The organism is Nitrospira calida, assembly GCF_976986435.1.
In genome coordinates this window covers 1,003,056-1,026,925 of record NZ_OZ335950.1, presented here as the reverse complement: position 1 = coordinate 1,026,925, position 23,870 = coordinate 1,003,056, and the positions used below count along the sequence as shown (strand labels likewise).

Genomic DNA, 23,870 nt, shown 5'->3' with positions numbered 1-23,870 from the left:
ATAGCTGCTCACCTTGGCTCGAATCGGGCGGTGAAGAAACGCAGCGTCGGCGGCTCGTAGACCATGCGGAGCCCAGTGAGCCGCTCCCGGTGCCGGAACACGTCGAGGACGCCGTCGGCGACGACATCCATGTGGCTGTACGTGTAGACGCGCCGGGGAATGGTCAACCGCACCAGCTCCAGCTTGGATCCGCGATGTCGCCCGGTGGACGGATCACGCCCGGCGGAGACGATGCCCCGCTCCATCCCACGCACCCCCGCCGTTTCGTACAAGGCCGCGGCCAACCGTTGCGCCGGAAACTCCTCCTGCGGGATGTGGGGGAGAAACGCCTGGGCGTCTAGAAACACGGCGTGCCCGCCCGGCGGCTCGACCACCGGCACTCCCGCTTCTTTCACCCGCGACCACAGATAGTGCACCTGCTCCACGCGCGAGCTGATGTAGTCATAGTCGGTCATCTCTTCCAACCCCACCGCCATAGCGGCCAGATCGCGGCTGGCCAGCCCGCCGGACCAGGGCGTCCCTTCGAAGGTCGCGCACAAGGCGGCGCAGCGTTCGTACAGCCCGGGATCGTTCACGCCGAGAATGCCGCCGATGTTCACCAGCACATCCTTCTTCGCGGAGATCGTGCATCCGTCCCCCTGCGCCATGAGCTCCAGGATAATCTCCTTGATCGTCCAGTCCGCATAGGCCGCTTCCCGTTGCTTGATCAAGTAAGCATTCTCCGCCACCCGCGTTGCATCGAAGATGACGGGGATACGATGGTAGCGGCAGATGGCCGAGATTTCTTTCGTCATCCCCAGCGAAATCGGTTGACCGCCGGCCATGTTCACGTTGGTCTCGATGCACACGTAAGCGATGCGCTCCGCGCCGTGTTTCGCGATGAAGTCGACGAGCTTTTTCGGATCGATATCGCCTTTGAAGGGATAGACCGACCGAGGGTCGTAGGCCTCCTCCACGATCAGATCGACGAAGACGCCGCCCGCCCGTTCCTGGTGCTCCCGCGTCGTTGTGAAGTACATGTTGTTGATCACGTATTGGCCGGGGCGGATCATGGCCTGAGAGAGGAGATGTTCGGCGGCGCGCCCCTGATGCGTCGGCAAAATGTACCGGAAGCCCAGCACCTCCCGGCACCGCTCGACGAAGAGGCGCGAGGCGGCGCTCCCGAGTTCCGATTCCTGGACTTCGAGCATCATGGCCCACTGCCGATTGCTCATCGCAGCGGTGCCAGAATCGGTAAGCAGATCGATATAAATGTCCTCGGAGCGGAGCAGGAAAGGGTTGTACCCCGCGTCCCGGATGGCGCGCGTCCGCTCCGCCGCGGACTTGAGCCGGAAGGGCTCCACAACCTTGATGAAATAAGGTTCTGGCCGGTGAGTCGGCGCGAAGTCATCGTGATACTCAGTGATGAACGGACCGTCGACCGCGAAGCGCGTCAACTCCGGAACCGGCGCATCGGCTTCGCGGGCTTGGAGGGGACGAGCGATGCGATACCGTTTCACGTGCTCGAAACTCTCGATCAGGTAGTCGATCTGCCGCTCGGTGTAACAGCGGCGGGGAACATAGACGCCCAGCAGATCGCACTCCCGTCCGACGGCCCTCCGGTCCAAGGGGCGGGTGCGGATGCCGGACACAAGATAGAACAACGCCGCCAAATTGGCGGAGCGCCACGTATAACCGCCCAGATCCATGAGACCGCAGACTGCGACGCTCGGCGTGTCGATCACCACGCCGGACAACCCGAGCGGCCGATGCACCGGATAGCCGACTTCCTCCAGATACCCGGCCAAATACTCCAGCTTCCGCCGGCGAAAGGCCAAGTAGCTTTCATCCAGCATGTCCCGGAGACCCTGAGCCAGAACCTGCATGTCGCGACCCGCTTGGCCGCCGTAGGTGTGCAACCCTTCGTAGACCACGACCAGACTGCGGAACGTGACGTACCACGGCTCCTCGTTCGTGGCGATGAGGCCGCCCGTGTGGCAGCCAGCATCTTCGCGTCCGCTCAGGTACAGAATGTCGCAGGCCTCCGCATAGCGCCGGATGAGATCAGGCAACCCGGCGGCCGCGCCCCGGTTGACCTTGTACAGAAAGGCCGCAGACGCCAGCATCGAAGCATCCAAAACCACCGGCACCCCATACCGGCGGGCAAGCGCAGCGCAGGCCTCGAGGTTCTCCAGCGACAGCGGCTGACCGCCGAACTGCGGCACGGATGCGCCGACGAGCAGAAGCCGGACCGCGCCCCTTTTGAGCCGTTCCTCCAATCGATCGACCGGGAGGTCGGCCTTGAACACCTCCTTCGCGTGAGGATCGTAGGCCTCTTCCGCCAAGAGCGTCTCGACGCGGAGGCTCAATGCCGTGGCGAGGGCGGAGAGGGTGACCAGGTTGCCGTTGGTGAGGACGGTGTCGCCGGCTCGCAGGAGTCCGCGCAGAATCAGATGCTCGGCTCCTCGTCCTTGGTGGGTCGGGACGGTGAACCGTTTCCCGAAGACCTGGCGGCAGGTCCCTTCGAGCGCGTAGAAATTCGCACTCCCGGCGTAGGCTTCATCCCCGATCATGAGCGCGGATAATTGCTTGTCAGTCAGGCCCGCGTTGCCGCGGGTGGTGCCGAAGTCCAGGTACACGCGGTCGCGCGGCAGGCGCAGTACGTTGTAGTCCGCCTCCTTGAGCGCCGCCATCCGGACGTCGTAGGGCACCTTCTGGAGGGTCTGGACCATCTTAATGCGGAACGATTCACCCACCGCGCCAGACGGCATCGGCTCACGATGGATTGGAACTGACGACATTGCGATGTACCTCCTTCGTTCATTGACTTGGCTCCTTATGATGGTTGAGGATGGGAAGCAGATCAAGGGACGATCCGCCTCCTATGATTCCTTGGGGTTGCCTTCCGCTCATCCTGTTTCTCCTTCTACTCATCCTCCTTCCCTTCGCGTTCGGCCACCTCTTTACAGCCGCGCTTATCAAGCTGAACTTGGAACCGCAGACCGCCGTATTGTTGGTGCTCGCGATCATTGCGGGCAGCGCGTTCAACATTCCGGTCAAGCGGATCGCCCGGACGGAGACCTTCGTGGTGGACCCGTTCGCCGTGTTCGGATTCTCCGGATGGTGGCCGAGACTCAGACAGGTTCGGCGGGAGACCGTGATCGCGGTGAATGTCGGCGGCTGCATCGTCCCGGTCGGCTTGGCCGCCTACGAGACGGCTTACCTGCTGATGGAGGGAGCACAGAGCATCTCCGTCCTGCTCGTGACCACGGCGATGAACACAGCGGTGTGCTATTGGCTGGCAAAGCCGATGGAAGGGATCGGTATTGCGTTGCCGGGGTTCGTTCCTCCGTTCGTGGCCGCCCTCGGCGCCTTGATGCTCGCCCCGGAGCAGGCGACACCCGTCGCCTTCGTCGCCGGAGTGCTCGGCCCCTTGATCGGCGCCGATCTACTACACCTGCGCGATGTGGAGCGGATCGCGACGGGCATGGCCAGCATCGGCGGCGCGGGTACCTTCGACGGCATCGTGCTTTCCGGCATCGTCGCGGCCTATCTGGCCTGAAAAGCAGCCGGGGGGCCGTTCATCGTTCACCGTTCCGCATGAACCGCAAGGATTCCACGGGGTTTCACCTGGAACGGTTCACGATACCGCCGCGGCTCAGCGAGGAAACGCCTCTTTCACGCCGCCGTCGACAGGAAGGATGGCGCCGGTGGTCTTGGCGGATCGGTCCGAGGCCAAAAACAAGACGGCTTCAGCCACATCCTGTGGCAGGATCTTGACCTTCAAGAGACTACGCGACACGCAATAGGCTTCGATGGCCTCCACGGGAATTCCGTACGCCGCCGCACGGGCCCGTCGGAGTTCATCGGACCACAAGCCGGACCCTTCGAACACGGCATCGGGATTGACGATGTTGACCCGCACGCCATAGTCCGCGCCTTCAAGGGCCAGGATGCGCGCCAATTGCACCTGCGCCGCCTTCGAAGCCGAGTAAGGACCGAAATGTTTGCCTGGGGCCAGCGCGTTCTTGCTCGCCACCACGACGATGCTCCCGCCCAGCCCCTGCCGCCTGAAGACCCGCATCGCCTCTCGACACACCAGGAAATGACCGGTCGCGTTCACCGCCAGGGTCTCATTCCAGTCCTTCAGCGTGAGCTGATCGACCGGAGCGCTCCGCGCAATCCCGGCGTTGGACACCAGGATGTCCAGTCCGCCGTAGGCCAGGACCGCCTGGCGGAATCCCTTGACCACTTCGTCTTCGCGGGTGACATCCATTCCGATCGCGACGGTGTTTTCTTCGCCGGACTGCGCATTGAGTTCTTCGGACAAGGTCCGCGCGTTGTCCTCGTCCAGATCGCTTAGGATCACCGACGCCCCCTCCCGGACCAACAAGCCTGCAATCGCCCGTCCGATCCCGCCGGCCGCGCCAGTCACCAGCGCAATCCGCCGGGACAATTGTTTTTCCGGCGGCTGCAGCGTCAGCTTGAAGTTCTCGAGCGGCCAGTATTCGAACTCGTAGAGATCCCGGGGCGACAGGGATCGATAGGCATCGATCGCGGAAGCCTCGCAAATCACACGCATCGTATGGGAGTACAGATCGTGTGCAATACGGGCCGCCCGGCGATCCTTGCCCGTGGTAAACATGCCCACGTCGGGAACCAAAATGACCCGCGGGTGGGGGTCGAGCATGGTGACGCCCGGCGAGCGGTAGCGCTCAAAGTATCGGACATAGTCGCGGCGGTAGCGGTCGACCGCTCGCCCGACTTCCCGCTCGATCGATTCCCAATCGCATGAGGGGGAAAGCCGCAAGAACAAGGGCTTGGCCTTGGTATGGAGAAGGTGATCCGGCGTGAACGGCCCGACCTGCGAAAGCAGCCGTGCCCGAGGATCGTTGACGAACTCAAGCACCGCTCGGCTGTCGTCATAGTGCAGCACAACGCGACGGTTTCGGCTCAACGCGCCCCGGAGAATCGGCGCCAGGAGAACGGCCAGGGAACGCCGCTCGGCCGGCGTCGACATCACCCGCGGCGAATCCGACTGGCGGTCACGGCCCGCTCGGGCGCGGCGGATAAACCGTTCGGCTCGTGAGACGATCTCAATCGTGCACAGATAGGCTTCCTTCGGGGTATTGCCCCAGGTCACCAAGCCGTGCTTGTCGAGGATGACGCCACACACCCCTGGTCTTCGCCGATAGGCTTCCGCGACCAGCTTGGCCAGCCGGAATCCCGGCCTGACGTAAGGAATCCATTCCGCGTTGTCGCCGTACACCGTGCGGATCAGGCTCGCACTATCCGAGGTGTCCGTCAGCGCGCAGATGGAATCGGCATGCGTGTGGTAAACATGCGGCGCAGGGAGAAAGGCATGCAGCAATGTCTCGATGGACGGTTTGGGCGCACGAGGATCCAAGATGCAGCGATCGAGGTACGCGACCATTTCCTCGTCCGACATCACGTCCCGTCCCATAAGAAGACACAAGTCGTCAAGGCGAAGCGGGGTGAACTGATTCGGCGTGATCGTCCGCATGTCCGCGCCGCTGCCCTTGATCCACAAGACCCGAATGTCCCGTCCGCAATGGTCCGTCGTGTCGACCTTGGCGGATGAATTACCGCCGCCCCAGAGCACCAATTGCGGCTCCTCTCCGATCGTCCGCGTGGCATACACCAGTGCCTCCAGCCCTTCCAGATGCGCGGCCTTGTCGTCACTCCATCGGCTTTGCACGGCGTGAGTCTCTGGCGTTTCACATGACCGCTGGGGTCTCTTTTGTGCGGACGGGCACCCCAAGCCGGCTCACCGGCGGCATCCCGCCTTCGGCGAGCGATCAATAAGACCAATAACAATCTACTCCCGCTGGGCTTCCCTGCAACAGGTGGGAGAATTGCGAAGGTAAGAAGACGAGGCGCGGGACGGCACTGCGTGGTCAAACCTGACGAGCGTTGGTCTCGCAAGTCTCCGCCCGACGAGGCGACATACACCGGACCTGGTGAGGAACTTGAATATTCCCTGTATTCCATGACCCCATATACAGGGACGGCAGGAACATGAGACACCAGTATGTAGTGGCTTGTACAAAATTCTCAGGCGGAGTATGGGTATCAGTGATTCGCCTGTTTTCCAGAACCAATTCACAAGAACTGAACCGAAGATTCACTTCCTCATTCCCGCAGGTCGGGCCGGTTTCAACTAAGCTGAACCGAAGGCTCCAGAGAAGACCATAGGTCTCAGAAAGGCAGGTGTGGAATGCTACGCATCCATGTCCTTACCTACGACACGTCCCTCTTCATCATGTGCGCGGCATGCGGGCAACGAACCCAAAATCGATACCGGGGAGGCTTTACATTGACGATCTCCTGCCCCCGTTGCCAGGAGAAGGCCGAATGGAAACTCGAAGAGGTCTACTGGAGCGGACTCCCGAAGCAAGCTGAACAGGACATCGTCGCAACAAACGACTACGCTAACCTGGCAAACACCCGCAGGTAGTGCCGTCACCTCAAACGAACGAAGCGCCGCGTTGCGGTGCAGGCAGGAGGAACTTATGAATCAGACCAAGCAGGCCGGGAATGACGCTTTGCTGAAAGCGCGGAAGGTCCCGCGTCAGTGCAGCCACACTCGTCTGGTTGACGAGTACCGAACACCGGATGGGCATGAGACCGGAAAGTTGATTTGTAAGGAGTGTGGAGCGATTTTTGAGCCGCGATCATCGGAGAGAGAAAAAGGTCAGGCAGTTTGAAGAGATAACGGATACCCTGGCCTCCCTCGTCGTGTTCGGGCATGAAGGCTCCCCGCTGCCAGAATGGCGCGGTCGCGAGCGGAATGCTGCGCAAGAACGTGTAGACTGTCAGCCTACCATGATCGTGCCGACGCCGTTCTGAAACTCGACCACGGTGCCGAACACGGCGCACTTGGCCCGCATGCGGCCGCTCACAAGTTCCGCTTCATTTCCCCGCGCGAGCCGAACGCCGAAATCCTCGATCCGAACCGGGTGCAGCCGAATGCGTGTAGCCCGGCTCCGTTCTACCTCGACCGAGAACAGAAACGACAGGTCGTTGCGTTCCTCGGGATCCACCGCGTAGTCATCGATGAAATCTCCGGCCGAATAGAGAATCACCCGGCCATGGAAGAGCTCGATCCCTTGCGGCGTGTGGTTGGAATGGCCCCAGTAGAAGTCTGCGCCGAGCGAGACGACCTCCTGCGCCAGAGCGCGCATCGCGGCGGACGGCGCACCCCAGTTCGGCCCGACGTGGGCGCTGACGATCACAAAGTCGGCCTGTTCGCGGGCCCGCGCGAGTACGTCGGTAAGACGGGACCGATGAGGTTCGAGCAGACCGCGCCGATCGTAGGCGATGACATGGACGCCGGGGTTCTCCGGACCAGCCTCCCAGTCCGGTTCATTGTCGGTCACTGCAACCACGGCCAACCGGCCTTGCGGCGAGTGAAGCCATGCCGGGGCCGACGCCTCGTTCAGGTTCAAACCAGCCCCGCACCGAGCGATCCCAGCCCGGTCTAACAACGCCAGGCAGTCCAGCAGCGCATCAGTGCCATAGTCCAGAACATGGTTGTTCGCCAGGGTGACGCAGTCGATCTTGGCGGCTTGGAGGAACTCAATCGCACGAGGGTGAGCACGAAAGTGGAATGCCTTCGTAAAGGGATGCCAGGGCCGGCCCCGGGCGCTGATGACGCACTCGAGATTGATGAGTCGGTAGTCCGCCGCCCACATCACGGGCAAGACGTCGCCCCAGATGGCCACCGGTGAGCGGACCGGATTACGGATGACTGATTCATCCACCAGCCTACCCAGCATGACGTCTCCGGCTAGCGCAATCCGCATGCTGGCTCGTTCCTCAACCGGGGCTGGAGGATTGGACGTGCTGAGGCACAGGAGGCGTATAGGGCACGAACATCTTCTTCACGATCTTCTGGCCTTCCGGTGAACGCGCAAAGGCCACAAACGCCTCCGTCAACGGGTCGGGGTGTTCGGCGGTCAGGAACAAAACCGGACGGCGGATAGGATAACGCCCGTCCTTCACGGTCGGTTCGCCAGGCTCCACCTTGTCGACGGGCAGGATTCGGATTGGCACTCCATCTTCCATCGCCTTCAGCGCTTCGCCCAATGACACGTAGGTGACGGCATTGTCCCGGCCTGACACGGTGCTCAGCGCTTTCTGATCCGACCGCGCGAGCGAGCCGGAGGCTATGTAACCATCCTGGATTCCCAATGACGACTCAAGCCCACGCCGCACATTGCGGTCCGGCGGGCGATGGATAACGTCGACGTTTTTATCCGCCCCCTCCAATTCGGACCAACGCCTGATTTTCCCGGTGAACAGATCCCGGATTTGGTCTTTTGTCAGTTCCTTGACCGGATTGGAGAAATTCACCACCACGGCGATCCCATCCCACGCAATCGGGGTCGCTTTCAGGCCAGACTCTTCGTAATCCGTCACGGCAATCTGTGCGTCTCCCGATCTGACCATCTCCGCCGCCCTAAGATTCCTGTCCCATTCGAATTCGATCGCGGTACCGGGATGAGTCTTCTCAAAGGCCCGGCCCAGTTCTTCGACCATCGGCAGCTCTGGACCATAGCCGGCCACCAGAATCCGGCCAGTGAGACCGGCGCCTGCCCAGTTTGTCCCCACCCACAGCAATATTCCGGCGACCGAAACAGTCCATCCTATTTGCTGGATCATCGTCACGCTGTTCCATATTTTCATCGTGATACCAACTCCCTTCATCAACTCAACGCAGTCGCTAGCGCATGGGTTCCATACACTTCCCGCCATAGCTCTTACAAAATAAGAGCCGATGAATAGCCTTAAAGATTCGCCGTTGCCGGTCGGAATCCCGCCTTCGCTTGCACCGTCTGCATCCGTCAGTTCGGAATCGGATCGCCACGAAAGCGGAGGGGTATACGGCTCATGCTTGGCCGGTCCGCACGCATTCAGCCGGCCGCCACCGAATCGCCGCGCCCAAGTGGGGGGACGACGATCAACGAAGTTATCCGCGTTCTTCAAGACAAGATAAGCGCTTGCAAGCAGCCCATCAATAGGCTCTCCGATGCGGCTGCTGGAAGAGGCGCTCAGGTTTTGGCGGGAAACTGCCGCAACCCTATCCGTGCGGCCAATTCGTGGAGCTTCTCATGCACCGACTCATTGTTATACGTCTGGATATCGGCCAAGGCCGCACAGAAATCGCTCAGGGCTTCCAGCCACGCTTTCTGGTTCTCGGCGGTCAATGGAAGCTCGCGGACCGCCGCGATCCGCAGCGAGGCGTCCTTGAGTCTAGCCGCCGCTTCTTCGAGATGTTTGGGCACCGCCATACCGCATGTCCTCCCGGTCCCGTTACGATGCGCATCTCCGCGTCTGCTACTCTACTTCTATCGGACGCCCGCACCCAATCGCCTAACATAGGATAAGACTTCCCGTAATTCTTGCTCGCTGAGCTGGCCTCTCCATGCGTGCATGGGGCTCGTGACTACACCAAATTCGATACTGGTCAGCAATTGCTCATCGGACTTGGCTTGCAGCGTCGCGCTTTGCAAGTTGGCCGGCGGCACCCGGAGGTCGCCGGATCTGGGACCGTCTCCCAATCCGGTGCGGCCGTGACAACGCTGGCAATGAGTCTCGTATAAGACCTTGCCGGTTGGCGCGTCGCCGCGGAAAGCGCCCCCTTGCGTCATGAGCGGCACAGCGAAGGCGATGACTGCGGCAGAGACCGCCGCCGTGAACACCGCAATCAATCCGTTCGAACGTCTCCGCCGCATGGACGACCTCCTGCGTTCGTTCTTTCACTCGGCATTCTTACGAGACCCGGATGAATGGGAACCGTGAACGCAGCGCCCGCGTGAGCGCGCCGATTCCGCACTCGTTCCCGATCGTTTCCACGGCAAGGATCACATCCGGATCGTGGAAGCTCACGACGGGGTATTCGCCGCCAGCCTTCAACGACTCGACGAGCGTTCGATCCAGCTCCTGTTCCAGTTCCCGGCTGTGGATCGCGCCGGCATACCCTCGGCGTTCCACCCGCACGTAAAAGGTCCCGCTGCCGATCAGACCGGCATACTTCGCCATCGCCTGCTTGAGCTTCATGGTGAGGTCGTCCACGGTGAACGTGAAGAACTGGTCGATGGGGACCATTCTCGCCAGCGGCTGCAGAAAACCCGGCTCATGCTCTTCGCAACGCCGGAGCTGCTCGAAAAAAGCCTGCTGGTCCTCGACGCGCCCGACCAATACACCGCGAAACCGGGTCCACCGGAAATCGCCGAATCGGCGAAGTCGTCTCGCCAAATGACGCTGCTCCTTATCCTTGGCTGTGGCGAGCACGTTCCAAGGCAGGTCGGCCTCCAACACCGAAGCCGCGGGCAAGGGCGATGCTGCCTGTTGAAATATCATGAAGATCTTCCCGAACCGCCGCGCTGATCATCCGCAGCGATACATCTTCAGCGAACCGGCGGCCACCTGACGCTCCAGATCCTCGATCGAGCGGCCCGACAGCACCGAGGTCGTCCACTCCTCGGTCGCCTGAAAACCGGGCCGAGCTTCTTCGTCCCGCTGCTTGATGAGCAGCCACTGCCGCGGACGCCCTTTCATCCTGACAAGCGAAAACCGGCCGCGCAACCTGTGTCCGTGCAAGCGGATATCCAGTGCTCCCGCTTCCCACATGGCCTCGGCCGACGGCGTCGCTTTCCCCTGACCTACCGGCTCGAACCAGCCAGTGTCCCACACCAGCACCGGCCCGGCGCCATAGCTTCCTTCTTCGATGACTCCCTCGAAGTCAGCATACGCCGGGTCATGATCTTCGACTTCCACCGCCAGCCGCTTGACCGCCGGATCAAGCGACGGTCCCTTCGGAATCGCCCAGGATTTCAGCGCGCCGCCGATCTCGAGGCGAAAATCGTAATGCAGACGCGATGCGCGATGCTTTTGCACGTTGAAGATCGGCCGCTTCATCGCCCAACACTCACGGCCCATTGCTTACCATTTTTACAACTTGTACCCGAATTGCCGCAGTAGGGCTTTCCGAGCGGCGACATCAGCCTCTTGTTCGATTCCTTTGGGTTTCAGGCCGTCCACCACGCCGAGAATCCCTCGCCCCTGGTCGGTCTCGGCAAGGACGACCTCGATTGGATTGGCGGTGGCGCAGTAAATGTGACACACCTCGGGGACTTGGCGGACGACCGGGAGCACGTTAATGGGATAGCAGTTCCCCAGGAGGATGAGGAAACTGTGTCCCGCTCCAATCGCCTGAGCATTGACCCGCGCCAGCTCGATCAACTCCTGGTCCGTTCCACTCCATCGGATGAGGCAGGATCCCGAGGATTCGCAGAAGCCCAAGCCGAACGCGATGTTCGGCACGGCGGTGACGAGCGCTTCGTGCAGGTCTTCGACGGTCTTGATGAAATGGGCCTGGCCCAGAATCAGATTGACAGCCTCCGGTTTTCGAACGGCGACCGTGACGACATTCAGTGCCATGGCAACCGCCTCCTCAACGAGAGGACTCCGTCGCCGGAGCGGATGGCTTCACGACGAGGACCGGACAGGTCGCCGCTTGCGCCACAGCTATGGAGACGCTTCCCAGCGCGATGGCGGTCATACCCGTCAGTCCCCTGGAGCCGACAACCAGCAGATCATACCGGCCTCGTTCGGCTTCTTTGGAAATCGCTTGCGCAGGATGGCCTAACGCCAGACGTGTCTTGAGGGATGCCCCGTCTCTCTGCAGCATTGCCGCTGTTTCTTCAACAGCTCGGCGCGCCATTTCGCGCCGGTTCCGAATGATCTCGGCGCGGACTTTTCGGGATTCGGCCTCGGACAGTCCTTGGCCAGCCAAGTCGCCTTGATCAAACGGCCGGATCGCGCTCAACACCATGATCTGTTGGATATCCGGCAATCCCGCCACCCACCTGACTGCTTCCTTCGCGCCGGGAGATCCGTCAGTGGCTACCAGTACCTTAAACCGCTTAGCGGGTTCGACCTTGAACGGAATCAACAGCACTGAACACGGAGCATATTGCAGCAGCCGCTGAGATACACTCCCCAGCGCCAGGCCCTTGGCCGCCCACAACCCGCGCGTACCGGCCACGACCATGGCGGGCCGCTCCTCGCGCAGCAGTGTCAGAAGTTCATAGATCGGCAGTCCCTCCCGGATGACGGCCTCGACGGTCCGGTACGATTGCTCCAACCGTTTTACGGCCCTGGCCACAAGCGCCTCAGCCGAGGCCAGGCGATGTTTTCTGACAAGGTCCTGCCCATAGCTACCAACCGCTTCGGGGACGTCAAGCGGTTCCATTACATGAGCCAAGGTCAACCGCGTTTCCGGGGGGTGCGGAAACGTCCTCATCCAGCGAATGATCGTGTCGGCATACCGGGACTCATCCAGCGCAACCAGAATATGCATGCGTCCGTCCTATCGGTTAAGCCCATGACCAAGCATCATGCATGCCAACAAAACCTTGAGAACCACATAATGGGCAGTGGTCTATACCTTTCCTGATCATTCTGCATTCTGCGACACGGATGCGAGTCCGCCTCGCCTTTTTCTTTTTGGGAACACAGCTCCACCAGTCCTAAAACGCCACAGATGAGGAATGGCGACTGTAGCATCGGGCCCCTTGATCAAATCGTGAGTCGGCCTTACCTAAAAATCGAGCGGAGGTTTCGGTGAGAGGAACACTCCAAAGCATGAGATCGAGCGCAGAGGCGGTGTGCAGGCCCGGTACCAGCCGGGAAGCCTAAAACCTCTCCAAGATCTCCAATCTTGCACGTGAAGCTCTCTGGACCTGCCTCCGCTCTGTTTTTGCGCCGGTAACCAGAGCGGCTTTCGCAGCCCATTTCCTGCAAATCCCGCAAGTGGTTCCTTCTCTTTCTCTTTAAGAATCCCCTTCTCCGCTTCCGCGTCAGATCTCCACAATGAGCTTCCTGGGCACAATGCCACAGAAGCTCTCTCTCCGCTTGGCATGATGTGTTGGAAGCCCCGGTCAAGGTTTGGTTTAATGAAAAAATGGTAGGATTTTGAAAGAGATTTTCGCAGCCGGGAATAAAAAAGGCTCGCTCTTGTGTGAGCACCGGGTCCGTCGACTGGCCAGGATCCGATCCGATAACCCTCCAGTCGCCCGATTGGCTGGTTACCCCGCGCCTCCTCTTCAAGGGCTCGGTTCTACGGCCGTGCCTAACGGCACCGGGAGTGGATAGCGCGTACCTCGAATCGCGATCCCGCGACTGGCACGGAAGCGATGCCCTCTTGCACGTTGGCTGCACAAGAGCGAGTCACAAAATTCCAGAATTGTGAGCCACGCTCAAGCTTCCGACACCTCTTTTTGCTAATTACAAAATAACCACGCTCGACAGCAAATCAACCAAGTGATAGCGATCAGCTAAGGGCTGTTTTTTCGCTCTTCGGTGATCGATGCGAAGCCCGCGAATCCGACTCCGGACACGCACACGAGACGTCCGTCGATCTTCACCGTCGCGCCGAGACATTGTTCGACAAGCCAGGCGCCGGTCGTCAGATGTTCCGTGACAGCCGGCGCCAGGAACCGACTCTCTCCCTTCGCCAGCGCCGCAAACGGCACTACCTGATCCACGGCGAACCGGTCCAATGTGGCTCCCGTCCGCAGATCCTCCAGAAGCTGCGCCGCCACATGTCTTCCGATCGACTCGGCGGTTCGTCTGAGGGCCCCAGCTTGATCCGCTCCCAGACGGACCTCACCCTCTAAGTCGGCAAAGAGCGCAAGCGCCGCCCCTGGTTGGAGCGACGTCGTATCGTCTCGCTCTTCGATCTCAGCGCCGTAACCGGCACGCTCTAGCACCTGCTTCGCGGCCATGGCCATCCGCTGGCTCACCCTCCGCTCACGCAAATGCGAGGCAAGGGCGATCCCCCAGATGCGCCGGATGGCACCGGCCTCTTCCAGGGTCACACTCTGGAGGGGCATCTGCGGTGGAGCCACAGACAAGCGCAGAATACCCTCCCCTTTCGGCACATAGCCCGGCCGTTCCATCCTCACTTCGACTCCCAACCCCATCCGCTTCAACAGAGGCGCCATTACGTATTGGAGATGAAAGACCGACGGGGCGAAATCCTGGAACAGCCCGCCTCGCAACTCGACCGAGACAGGGGTGGGTGCAAACGCCAGCACAGGAAGGAGGGCCAGACCCAACATTGTGGTCGAACCTGCCGTTCCAATGTCCCACACATACCTCCGTTCCGCTTTTAGGCGGCCAGGTCTGAACCACAGTTCTTGGGACCCCGGTGCCAAACCCTCGGCTGTCCCGTTGACCACTTCTCGGATCGCCTCTACGACGCGGATGTGTTGCGGCCGCAGCCCCGGATTAGGACGGCGGACGCGCGCATTGACGATGTGGACGGGCCGGCCGGTGAGCGCCGCAAAGGCCACCGCCTGGCGGACGATCGTGCCGCTGCCGGAGTAGCGGGAACCATCGATCTCGATCATGGCTAGACCGGGTTCTCCCGCTCAACGCCTTTCATCCGTGGGTCTGACACCCAGCAGGCGCGTGGCTTGCTTCCGGACCTGCTGCTGCGCGTGCTTGATCTTGAGCCTCGTGAACTTCTTCGCCTGCCTTTTGGGCATGTTCTTGAAACCGGCCTTCTGGTTCATGCCTTCCTCCCACGCTGTGACAGATCATCATGATCCCCCGTTATTCCGCGCAGATCACAGAGCAATGCACAAGTCCAGTGTGATTGGAGCGGATAGGAGCGGCCCACTACCGCACATTCTGCGGCTCACTCCTCGATGGCTGTTGTCGCGTTCCACCACAGTCACAACCCGATCACTGTTGCGGAACGCCTCTTTTGGGTGGTCCGGGAGGACCGACGGTTAACGTCCAGGAAAGACGGAAAGGCTGGAGTTAGTTCGCACGGGCGTCGCTTCCCGCAAACAGCTTTTCAGCCTCCTTGCGCATCGCTTGCTGTCTGCGATGGGCTAGGATCACCGGATCGATCCGCTCGCCGCAGATTACGCACCGGAGGCCGGATGTGAACGGATCACCGGTGGATTCCGGGACCATCAAGCCTCCGCACCGCCGGCACTGATCACGATCGACCATCGTATCCGCTTTTTCTTTGACCATCTCTTTCTCTTTCACCATGTTGCTAACTCCGTTGTCATCGTTTGCATCGTCAAATGTCCGGCCACCCTTTCAGCCGAGGGGGCCGGGGCCTTTCGTCATTCGCACACCCAGTTCCCTCCGCGGTTCATGGGTTCAGGGGAAAACATCTCAGGCGGCCCGGTTCAGCGCCGCCGGCTTTTCGCCGGCCACCTGCTTGGCCTCGACCGTGTCGTTCACCAAGAGACTCCACACCATCGTTATGAGGGTAGCGAAGAGGCCAGCAACCGCCAGTGTTCCATCAATCATCGAACCAGTCATAGGATTCACCTCCATTCATTTCGCAGGTCGCCTTTGATAATCCTGCGTCCGTTCATTTAGAGCGGGCGGCGAGCGAAAGGATTCGGGGGTCGGCCGAGAGCTGCGTTCAAGACAGCTACTCGCCGCCCGTTATTTTTTCTATGCAGCCTCCTGGCGCAAATGTCCACGTACACCGACTTCTCAGTGACGAATAATGCCACAGAAGACACAGAAAATTTTGGAAGGATCGGTCGCAGGACACTGGAATCTCAACGTTTTCTCCGCATCGACCACGACCGTCCTATGGCCTATTGCTTGCAGAACCCGTGCTTGGCTATGGACCTCCTCATGATTTGGCAGCCGATCAGAAAAACCTGCCGCGATTGGAAGGTGCCGCCCCATCTCCACGATTACCACGCGGTCTACTCAACCTTTTCCTGGGAACAAGCGCGACGCGAACTGGATGGACTTCCGGACAACCGGGGCCTGAATATCGCATACGAAGCAGTAACCCGCCACGCAGGCGGCCCTCGCGCCGACCATGTGGCCTTGCGTTGGCTTGGCAAGAACGGCACCGTCAAGGAGTACTCGTACCGTCGGCTTGACGAACTGACGAACCGTTTCGCCAACGTCCTGCGGCATCTGGGGATCGGGAAAGGCGACCGTGTCTATGTGTTGGCCGGCCGCATCCCGGAGCTGTACATCGCTGCGCTCGGCACGTTGAAGAACCGCAGCGTCTTCTGCCCCCTGTTTTCGGCCTTTGGTCCGGAACCCATCCGAGCGCGGATGACGATCGGTCAGGCCAAGGTGTTGGTGACAACCGAAACCTTATACGAGCGCAAGGTCGTCGGCATTCGGGCATTGCTTCCCGATCTCGAGCATGTGCTGCTGGTCGGCGACAACGGACGCCGGACGGCCTTTCCGGGCACGCAGAATTATCACCGGCTGATCGAGGAAGCTAGCCCGGAGTTCACCATCGATCAGACGGATCCGGAAGACATGGCGCTCCTGCATTTCACCAGCGGGACCACGGGCACGCCCAAGGGCGCCGTCCATGTCCACCAGGCGGTCGTGGCGCATCACATCACCGGGAAGTTTGCCTTGGACTTGCACCAGGATGACGTCTTCTGGTGCACGGCCGATCCGGGGTGGGTCACCGGCACCTCCTATGGCATCATTGCGCCGCTGACGAACGGCGTGACAAGCGTTGTCGACGAAGGCGACTTCGACGCAGAACGCTGGTACTGTGTGCTTCGGGACCACCGGGTCTCGGTCTGGTATACCGCGCCCACCGCCATCCGCATGATGATGAAGGCCGGCGTGGACCTCGTCCGCAAATACGACCTGACTTCGCTCCGCTTTCTCGCCAGCGTCGGCGAACCCCTCAACCCAGAGGCTGTCGTCTGGGGACAGCAGGCGTTTGGGCTGCCGTTCCACGACAACTGGTGGCAGACCGAGACGGGCGGCATTATGATCGCCAACTTCGCCGCGATGGACATCAGGCCGGGGTCCATGGGTCGCCCCTTGCCCGGCATCAAGGCCGCCATCGTCCGCCGGACCGACACGGGCGATGTGGACGTGATCGAAGAACCTGGCGTCCAGGGCGAGCTCGCCCTGCGATCGGGCTGGCCCTCCATGTTCCGATCGTACTGGCGCGAACCGGAGCGCTATAAGAAATGCTTCGCCGGTGGTTGGTACCTCACCGGCGACCTGGCGAAACGAGACGCCGACGGCTACTTTTGGTTCGTGGGACGGGCCGACGATGTGATCAAGACGTCAGGGCATCTCGTCGGTCCGTTTGAAGTCGAAAGCGTCCTGCTCGAGCACAAGGCCGTGGCGGAGGCCGGCGTCATCGGGAAACCGGATCCGGTCGCCATGGAAGTCGTCAAGGCGTTCGTCTCGCTCAAAGACGGGTTTGAGCCGAGCGAGGCGCTCCGTCGCGAGCTGCTGGGGTTCGCCCGTGCGCGGCTCGGCGCGGTCGTCGCCCCGAAAGAGATCGAGTTCCTGCCCGGCCTGCCGAAGACTCGAAGCGGAAAAATCATGCGCCGATTGCTGAAGGCGAGAGAGTTGGGGCTGCCGGAGGGAGACACGTCGACGCTGGAAGCGTAAACGAGTAGGTGAACCAAACAAACCACACAGCCGAGAGCCAATCCGATAGACAGCCCAGGTGGGGCGGAGGTTAGCTTGGCACACGAGATCAGCCGCGAGCATGGGCTCGAACTGCTCCGCCAGATGCTGCGCATTCGCCGGTTCGAAGAGAAAGCGGCGGAATTGTACAGCCTCGGAAAGATTCGCGGATTCCTTCATCTCTACATAGGCGAAGAGGCGGTGGCGGCCGGAGCGTTGCCGGCGTTCACGGCGGAGGACGCCGTTGTGGCGACGTATCGCGAGCACGGGCATGCCCTGGTCCGCGGCACGCCGATGGGCCCCTTGATGGCGGAGTTGTACGGAAAAGCCAACGGTTGCGCGCGCGGCCGCGGCGGCTCCATGCATTTCTTTGATGCCTCCCGGAAGTTTTACGGCGGCCTCGCCATCGTCGGCGGCGGACTCCCTATCGCGGTCGGGCTTGCGCTCGCGCAGAAGTTCTCCCTCTTATCTCCCGCTTTCGACAAAGGGGAACACCAAGGGAGGGTCACCGCCTGCTTCTTCGGCGATGGCGCCGTCGCGGAGGGTGAATTTCATGAATCGTTGAATCTCGCGGCGCTCTGGAAGTTGCCGGTGCTCTTCCTCTGCGAGAACAACCTCTACGCTATGGGCACCGCGCTGGCACGACACCAGTCCCAGCCCAACATCGCGCTCAAAGCTCACGCGTACGCCATTCCGTCGGTGGTTGTGGACGGGATGGATGTGCTCGCCGTTGAGGAAGCCACGCAGCAGGCTGTGAGCTCCGTTCGCCAAGGCAATGGTCCTTATCTGCTCGAGTACCGCACCTACCGCTTCCGCGCCCATTCGATGTACGATCCCGAACTCTATCGAACCAAAGAAGAAGTCGCGGCATGGAAACGGCGTGACCCGATCGCCACGTTCGAAAAACGGCTCAGCGAATTGGGATGGCTTACCGACGACGATGTCCAGCAGATGGAGGACGCCATCGCCGCCGAGATCGATGACGCGGTCGCCTTCGCCGAAGCAGGTCCTTGGGAGCCGGTTGAAGACCTGGAGAAGGACGTCTACACGCCGACTTCGTCGGCAAACTAGCGGCGGTAGGCTAGATGAAAGTCACGTACAGAGAAGCCGTCCGCGCCGGGTTGCGCGAAGCCCTGCAGAGCGATCCACGCGTCTTTTTGATGGGAGAAGACGTCGGACGCTACGGCGGCACCTACGCCTGCAGCAAAGGGCTGTGGGAAGAGTTCGGCCCGGAACGCATCCGTGACACGCCGCTGTCGGAGAACACGTTTGTCGGTGCTGGCATCGGCGCAGCGCTGGGAGGGATGAGACCAATCGTGGAGATCATGACGGTCAATTTCAGCCTGCTGGCCTTGGATCAGATCGTCAACAACGCGGCGACGATCCGCCACATGTCGGGCGGGCAGTTCAGCATTCCCCTTGTCGTGCGCATGGCGACCGGCGCCGGGCGCCAGGTAGCTGCTCAACACTCGCACAGTTTTGAAGGCTGGTATGCGCACATCCCGGGGATTAAGGTGCTGACCCCGGCCACGGTGACGGACGCCAAAGGCATGTTGCTCACCGCGCTGAAGGAGCCCGACCCGGTCTTCATCTTCGAACATGCCTACCTGTACCCCATGGAAGGAGAGTTGGACGAACAGGCCTTTCCGGTCGATATTGCCAAGGCGGCGGTGCGACGACCCGGACGGGACGTGTCGATCATCACGTTCGGAGGATCGTTGTGGAAGGCCCTGGAAGCCGCCGAGCGGCTGGCGACCGAGGGTGTCGACCCCGAAGTCATCGACCTCCGCGTGTTGCGCCCGCTCGATTCTGCGACGATCCTGACCTCGGTCCGAAAAACCCATCGCGCCGTGGTGGTCGATGAGGCCTGGCGGACGGGCAGTTTCGCGGCGGAAATCAGCGCGCGGATCATGGAAGGCGCCTTTTACGATCTCGACGGACCGGTGGCGCGCGTCTGCAGCGCCGAGGTGCCGATTCCTTATCCCAAACACCTGGAGGAGGCGGCGCTGCCGCAGGTCGTCACGATCATTCAGACCGTTCGTGCCATGATAGGGAAGGGATGACTTGCGCTCGTCATCCGTCAGTCGTTCGCCGCTTGTCGCGCGTATCTCGCGGGACAGGGCAGACCAGTTGCGCATCCTGTTTGACACTTCACGTTTTACGGGTTTCTAGACATGGCTGAATTTGTCATGCCCTCACTCGGCGCGGACATGAACGCCGGCACGCTCATCGAATGGCGCAAGAGGGTTGGTGACCGGGTGACCAAGGGCGAGATCATCGCCGTGGTCGATACCGACAAGGCCGCCATCGAGATCGAATCCTTCACGACCGGCGTCATCGAACAACTGCTCGTTCAGCCCGGCGCCAAGGTTCCCGTTGGCACGGCGATGGCCATCATTCGGGAAGAAAGACCGGCACGAGGCCCGAGGACGGAAGCTCGCGGTGAAGAGATTACCTCAGCGGCTCAGACTCCTCCGTCTGTTGAACCAACACGCCTCCGCATCTCCCCCGCGGCCAAGCAACTCGCGGCCGACCTCGGCATCGACCTGTCCACCGTGCAGGGCACCGGTCCGGGAGGCGCAATCGGTCGGGAAGACATTCTGCGCGCAGCGGAGGCCCGCAGCATGAGGGTCAAAGCTGAAGAGGCGGCCCTGCAAGCCGGCGAAACTGTTGACCGCCAAGCCCGGATGCGACAGGCCATCGCGGCTGCGATGACCCGGTCGAAACGTGAAATCCCCCACTACTACTTGAGCACAACGATTGACATGGGTCGGGCTCTGGCGTGGTTAAGCGAAGAGAATCGCAAACGGCCGGTCACGGACCGGTTCCTGTACGGCGTGCTCCTGCTCAAGGCCGTCGCTCTGGCCCTCCACCAGGTCCCCGAGCTCAATGCCGTGTGGAAAGGAGACACGGCCGTTCCCCGTCAGGACATCCATGTCGGTGTGGCAATTTCCTTGCGGCAAGGCGGTCTCGTCGCGCCGGCCCTTCATCATACGGACCGGCAAAGCTTGAGCGAGCTGATGCGGAACTTGCAAGACCTCGTCGTACGTGCCCGCGCCGGGACATTGCGAGGGTCGGAGCTGTCGGACCCTACAATTACCGTCACCAGTCTCGGGGAACAAGGCGTCGAGACCGTGTTTGGGGTCATTTACCCGCCGCAGGTGGCGCTGGTGGGATTCGGCAAAATCGTCGAACGGCCCTGGATCGTGAACGGCCAAGTCCAGGCGAGACCGGTCCTGACTGCCACCCTCTCCGCCGACCATCGCGTGACGGACGGCCATCGTGGCGGGTTGTTTCTCACCGCGATCGACCGCCTGTTGCAGGAGCCCGATCGACTATGAGCGCTGGACTGACCGCCGAAGAAGTTAAAAGCGCCGTGCTCCGCATTCTCGGCGACATTGCGCCGGAGGCTGACCTCAAGTCGCTGAGCCCGGACGCGAACTTCCGCGATCAGTTGGATCTCGACTCGATGGACTTTTTGAACTTCGTTATCGCCCTGCACAAGACGTTTCGTGTCGAAGTTCCCGAGGCGGACTATCCCAAGTACGCATCGTTGAACGGGTGCATTGAACAACTGACGGCCCGACATTGAGATGGCAATGGGACAAATCGTCGCCGATCGGACGATCCTCAAAGTCCTCGTTGGATCGCAGGCCCACGGGTTGGCCGAGCCAGGCAGCGACGCCGACTATCGGAGCGTTTTCGTCATTCCGACCGAAGACATGTTCCGCTTGGGATTCAAATACCAGGGCGTACGCATGACGAAGGAAGCAGCCGACGAAACAGCCTGGGAGGTCGGCCAATTTCTCCTCCTCGGCACCCAATGCCATCCGTTGATCCTCGAGACCTTCGTAGCTCCCATCGTCGCGATGGATGAGTGGGGAGCGGAATTGCGGCAACTCTTTCCGCACGTTTGGTCTCCGCAGACCGCCTATGATGCGTTCATCAATTATTGCGAGAACCAACGCAGGAAGATGCTGGACAAGAAAGACGAGCGGCCGGCGAAATACGCCGCCGCCTACCTGCGCGTCCTATACAACCTGTGCGAACTGCTGGAGCGGGAGACGTTCAGCACGCACATCGCCGAAACCCCGATCGGTGAGACCATTAGGAAGATCAAAGAGGGGCGCTACCGCCTCGGAGAAGTCATCGATCTGGGCGAGTATTGGACCCAGGAAGCCCGGCGCCGGCTTGCGCTCTGCGCCCACCAATCCAATCTGCGCCTTGTTGACGACTTCCTGATTCGGCTCCGGAAGGCTTTTCTCGCGTGACGCGACCCGCGCTTGAGGTAATTGGCAACAGCGCGGAACCCACTGTTGACCCGAAACGCCACAGTCGTTCGCGTTCGCTCGGTCATCGTTCAAGCTCATGCCCACAAGTGCCCGTCGCGTCAAGGCTCTTGTACGCGGCACGGAGTCGCCTTGTCCTGGCACTCCGAATGCACAGGTGATGGCGTGAGGAGGCCGCGTCAAAAAAAGAGGGAGATGCGCGATGTCCGATGCGTATGCGTCCGCCGATCAGATCATGGAGGTCATCGTTCGGTCTCCAGGCAGCTCGCTGGAAGAGATCGTGCAGCAGTGCCCGAACTTGACCTGGAACCAGGTCTTCCTAGCGCTGGATCATCTGAGCCGGTGCGGCCGGATCCGGCTCTGTCGCCGGGCCCGAGGCGGCTATGCCGCCTTTCCCGCCTCAGCCGATGAGATGAAAGCAAGCGCGTAGCCATGACCGATCACGAAGCGGATCATTGCTTCCGCCGGCTCGCCATGGGACATTCGCCGCGTACGACAAGGCGGAAAGATTCGCGAAGCGAGGGTGACAACCACCGCGCACCTCGCGCGGACCCGTCGTTTACCAACCCCACTCATTCACAAAAGGAGGATGTGTTATGAGCGCCATCACCCGATGGGAACCGTTTAAGACGCGTTGGGACCCGTTCAAGGAACTGGAGGAAATGGAGAAACGTCTGGCGACGTTCTTCGGCCGCGTACCCGTGCGGGCCGACGGCGACAAGGAAGCCATGACAGTGGCGGAATGGTCGCCGCTTGTGGACATCACGGAGGATGACAAGGAATACCTCATCAAGGCGGAGCTGCCAGAGGTGAAGAAGGAAGATGTGAAACTGACCATCGAGGATAACGTGCTCTCGATTTCGGGAGAACGAAAATATGAGAAGGAAGAGAAAGGCAGGAAGTATCACCGCATGGAGCGGGCCTACGGCAGCTTTATGCGGAGCTTCACTCTACCCGATGACGCCGATGGTTCTAAGGTCAGCGCCGAGTACAAGGACGGCGTGCTGAAGGTGCATGTGCCCAAGTCCGAGAAGGCGAAGCCGAAAGCCATCGAGGTGAAAGTAGCCTAATCGTCCAACCAACGACCGAACGGAAATTGAAAAAACCAGTCGGCGCAGACGTTCCCTTTTCGCGATGATGGCGAATCGCGGCGTTTCGGGCGATCTTCCGCTCGGCGTCAGGAGCGACTGGAGCCAGGATGCCCGCGTGGCTCCTGAAATCAGGATCAACACTGTGTTTCGTGACCGAGAAGAAGCCGGGCGCCTCCTAGCGACCAGACTCCTGGCATACCGAGACGACCCCACGGCCCTGATCCTCGCTCTGCCGCGGGGCGGAGTGGCGGTGGGCTATCAGATGAGCCTTGTGCTTTGCCTGCCCCTGGACGTCTTCATCACCAGGAAAATCGGGGCGCCGGACAATCCCGAGTTCGCCCTAGGCGCGATCAGCGAGACCGGCTCACTGTATCTCAACCGGGAGGCAATCGCGTTGTCCGAGATCGAGCAGGAAGCGCTGGACAAATTGATTCGAGCGCAGCAGGAAGAGATCGCCAGACGGCAAGCGCTCTATCGGCAAGGGAGGAACGTGCCGATGCTCACCGACCGGACGGTATTGCTCGTGGACGACGGCATCGCGACAGGCGCCACGTTCTTCGCCTCGTTGAATGCGATACGGGACTTGAAGCCGCGCCGGCTGGTCGGCGCCATCCCGGTCGGACCGCGCGAGACGCTTGAGGAGGTGGCGCGCAAGGTCGACAAGCTGGTCGTGTTGGAAGTACCGGAGCCGTTCTTCGCGGTCGGCTGTCATTACACCGATTTCACCCAGGTCGAGGATGCGGACGTGATCCGCTACCTGGACTTGGCGGAACAGGCGCTGCGCTCACACCGGCAGGAGCCGAGCGCCTGAATGAGACCCAGCCCGACGCAGAACACAGCCGGTAGCGGGCAGCGACAGCCAACAGCGCCAAGGATCGGCTAGTGTTTTTGCGAACGAACTGTTCGCAACGTGCTGCCGGCTGTCGGCTATTCTTGCTGCCGGCCATTTTCAAAGCGGGAAGGACCAATTGTTATGGCGCCAAAGGCTAAGCCCCCTGCAGGACTGGGAGTCCGGCGCGATCGGACCGTC

25 protein-coding genes and 1 pseudogene are annotated in these 23,870 nt (G+C 61.1%); 11 read left to right on the top strand and 15 right to left on the bottom strand.

From position 1 onward, the window contains the following. Positions 1-8: 8 nt before the first annotated feature. Together ACWHTU_RS05130 and ACWHTU_RS05125 are read right to left on the bottom strand one after the other, a co-directional pair. Positions 9-1,406 carry a tryptophanase gene (locus tag ACWHTU_RS05130; RefSeq protein ID WP_447863312.1) on the bottom strand — a complete coding sequence of 466 codons (1,398 nt, stop codon included), beginning with the start codon at positions 1,404-1,406 and terminating at the stop codon, positions 9-11. A 93-nt stretch (positions 1,407-1,499) separates the two neighbouring features. Next, a pseudogene (locus ACWHTU_RS05125) lies at positions 1,500-2,750 on the bottom strand (tryptophanase); the annotation flags it as partial. Positions 2,751-2,863: 113 nt separating this feature from the next. Here ACWHTU_RS05125 and ACWHTU_RS05120 point away from each other — a divergent pair. Beyond that, on the top strand, positions 2,864-3,541 hold the full coding sequence (locus ACWHTU_RS05120) for a DUF1614 domain-containing protein (RefSeq protein WP_447862186.1): 678 nt from the start codon (positions 2,864-2,866) through the stop codon (positions 3,539-3,541). A 96-nt stretch (positions 3,542-3,637) separates the two neighbouring features. Here the strand turns inward: ACWHTU_RS05120 and rhaD are convergent, their stop codons facing one another. Continuing rightward, positions 3,638-5,698 (bottom strand): bifunctional rhamnulose-1-phosphate aldolase/short-chain dehydrogenase, encoded by a 2,061-nt coding sequence (rhaD, locus tag ACWHTU_RS05115; RefSeq protein WP_447862185.1) that lies wholly within the window; start codon positions 5,696-5,698, stop codon positions 3,638-3,640. A gap of 519 nt (positions 5,699-6,217) precedes the next feature. Between rhaD and ACWHTU_RS05110 the strand changes: the two genes are divergently transcribed. Beyond that, positions 6,218-6,457 carry a hypothetical protein gene (locus ACWHTU_RS05110; protein WP_447862184.1) on the top strand — a complete coding sequence of 80 codons (240 nt, stop codon included), beginning with the start codon at positions 6,218-6,220 and terminating at the stop codon, positions 6,455-6,457. A 358-nt stretch (positions 6,458-6,815) separates the two neighbouring features. Here ACWHTU_RS05110 and ACWHTU_RS05105 read toward each other — a convergent pair whose 3' ends face one another. The 12 genes from ACWHTU_RS05105 to ACWHTU_RS05050 form a co-directional block, all read right to left on the bottom strand. After that, complete coding sequence (locus ACWHTU_RS05105) at positions 6,816-7,805, bottom strand: CapA family protein (RefSeq protein WP_447862183.1); 990 nt, start codon at positions 7,803-7,805, stop codon at positions 6,816-6,818. A gap of 13 nt (positions 7,806-7,818) precedes the next feature. Beyond that, a complete protein-coding gene (locus ACWHTU_RS05100) occupies positions 7,819-8,688 on the bottom strand; it encodes a substrate-binding domain-containing protein (RefSeq protein WP_447862182.1) in 870 nt (289 codons plus the stop codon). Between the two features lie 365 nt (positions 8,689-9,053). Continuing rightward, entirely contained in the window at positions 9,054-9,293 is a 240-nt protein-coding gene (locus ACWHTU_RS05095) for a hypothetical protein (RefSeq protein ID WP_447862181.1), read from the bottom strand. 57 nt (positions 9,294-9,350) lie between these two features. Continuing rightward, complete coding sequence (locus ACWHTU_RS05090; RefSeq protein WP_447862180.1) at positions 9,351-9,737, bottom strand: c-type cytochrome; 387 nt, start codon at positions 9,735-9,737, stop codon at positions 9,351-9,353. Positions 9,738-9,774: 37 nt separating this feature from the next. Next, complete coding sequence (locus ACWHTU_RS05085; protein WP_447862179.1) at positions 9,775-10,365, bottom strand: THUMP domain-containing protein; 591 nt, start codon at positions 10,363-10,365, stop codon at positions 9,775-9,777. A 27-nt stretch (positions 10,366-10,392) separates the two neighbouring features. Beyond that, complete coding sequence (locus ACWHTU_RS05080; RefSeq protein ID WP_447862178.1) at positions 10,393-10,923, bottom strand: DNA polymerase ligase N-terminal domain-containing protein; 531 nt, start codon at positions 10,921-10,923, stop codon at positions 10,393-10,395. A 33-nt stretch (positions 10,924-10,956) separates the two neighbouring features. Further along, the gene (locus ACWHTU_RS05075) at positions 10,957-11,445 is read right to left on the bottom strand and encodes an adenosine-specific kinase (RefSeq protein WP_447862177.1); all 489 of its coding nucleotides are present in this window, start codon (positions 11,443-11,445) and stop codon (positions 10,957-10,959) included. 13 nt (positions 11,446-11,458) lie between these two features. Beyond that, positions 11,459-12,367 (bottom strand): universal stress protein, encoded by a 909-nt coding sequence (locus tag ACWHTU_RS05070; RefSeq protein WP_447862176.1) that lies wholly within the window; start codon positions 12,365-12,367, stop codon positions 11,459-11,461. A 976-nt stretch (positions 12,368-13,343) separates the two neighbouring features. Beyond that, positions 13,344-14,420, bottom strand: coding sequence for an RNA 3'-terminal phosphate cyclase (gene rtcA, locus ACWHTU_RS05065; protein ID WP_447862175.1), 1,077 nt, complete (start codon positions 14,418-14,420; stop codon positions 13,344-13,346). A gap of 21 nt (positions 14,421-14,441) precedes the next feature. After that, positions 14,442-14,585, bottom strand: a complete 144-nt coding sequence (locus ACWHTU_RS05060; protein WP_447862174.1) for a hypothetical protein — start codon at positions 14,583-14,585, stop codon at positions 14,442-14,444. 250 nt (positions 14,586-14,835) lie between these two features. Further along, positions 14,836-15,075 (bottom strand): hypothetical protein, encoded by a 240-nt coding sequence (locus tag ACWHTU_RS05055; RefSeq protein WP_447862172.1) that lies wholly within the window; start codon positions 15,073-15,075, stop codon positions 14,836-14,838. A 129-nt stretch (positions 15,076-15,204) separates the two neighbouring features. Beyond that, on the bottom strand, positions 15,205-15,354 hold the full coding sequence (locus tag ACWHTU_RS05050) for a hypothetical protein (RefSeq protein WP_447862171.1): 150 nt from the start codon (positions 15,352-15,354) through the stop codon (positions 15,205-15,207). 327 nt (positions 15,355-15,681) lie between these two features. Between ACWHTU_RS05050 and acsA the strand changes: the two genes are divergently transcribed. From acsA to ACWHTU_RS05005, 9 genes are all read left to right on the top strand, one after another. Beyond that, the gene (gene acsA / locus ACWHTU_RS05045; RefSeq protein WP_447862169.1) at positions 15,682-17,442 is read left to right on the top strand and encodes an acetate--CoA ligase; all 1,761 of its coding nucleotides are present in this window, start codon (positions 15,682-15,684) and stop codon (positions 17,440-17,442) included. 123 nt (positions 17,443-17,565) lie between these two features. Beyond that, the gene (pdhA, locus tag ACWHTU_RS05040) at positions 17,566-18,531 is read left to right on the top strand and encodes a pyruvate dehydrogenase (acetyl-transferring) E1 component subunit alpha (protein ID WP_447863311.1); all 966 of its coding nucleotides are present in this window, start codon (positions 17,566-17,568) and stop codon (positions 18,529-18,531) included. Between the two features lie 14 nt (positions 18,532-18,545). Beyond that, on the top strand, positions 18,546-19,523 hold the full coding sequence (locus ACWHTU_RS05035) for an alpha-ketoacid dehydrogenase subunit beta (RefSeq protein WP_447862168.1): 978 nt from the start codon (positions 18,546-18,548) through the stop codon (positions 19,521-19,523). A gap of 111 nt (positions 19,524-19,634) precedes the next feature. Beyond that, positions 19,635-20,801 (top strand): dihydrolipoamide acetyltransferase family protein, encoded by a 1,167-nt coding sequence (locus tag ACWHTU_RS05030; protein ID WP_447862166.1) that lies wholly within the window; start codon positions 19,635-19,637, stop codon positions 20,799-20,801. Further along, positions 20,798-21,052 carry an acyl carrier protein gene (locus tag ACWHTU_RS05025; protein WP_447862164.1) on the top strand — a complete coding sequence of 85 codons (255 nt, stop codon included), beginning with the start codon at positions 20,798-20,800 and terminating at the stop codon, positions 21,050-21,052. Before ACWHTU_RS05030 ends, ACWHTU_RS05025 begins: the two co-directional genes overlap by 4 nt. A 7-nt stretch (positions 21,053-21,059) precedes the next feature. Then, positions 21,060-21,731 (top strand): DNA polymerase beta superfamily protein, encoded by a 672-nt coding sequence (locus ACWHTU_RS05020; protein WP_447862162.1) that lies wholly within the window; start codon positions 21,060-21,062, stop codon positions 21,729-21,731. 220 nt (positions 21,732-21,951) lie between these two features. Next, positions 21,952-22,179 (top strand): hypothetical protein, encoded by a 228-nt coding sequence (locus ACWHTU_RS05015; RefSeq protein ID WP_447862161.1) that lies wholly within the window; start codon positions 21,952-21,954, stop codon positions 22,177-22,179. A 166-nt stretch (positions 22,180-22,345) separates the two neighbouring features. Continuing rightward, complete coding sequence (locus ACWHTU_RS05010) at positions 22,346-22,819, top strand: Hsp20/alpha crystallin family protein (RefSeq protein ID WP_447862160.1); 474 nt, start codon at positions 22,346-22,348, stop codon at positions 22,817-22,819. A gap of 64 nt (positions 22,820-22,883) precedes the next feature. Next, complete coding sequence (locus ACWHTU_RS05005; RefSeq protein ID WP_447862158.1) at positions 22,884-23,651, top strand: phosphoribosyltransferase; 768 nt, start codon at positions 22,884-22,886, stop codon at positions 23,649-23,651. Positions 23,652-23,870 lie beyond the last annotated feature (219 nt).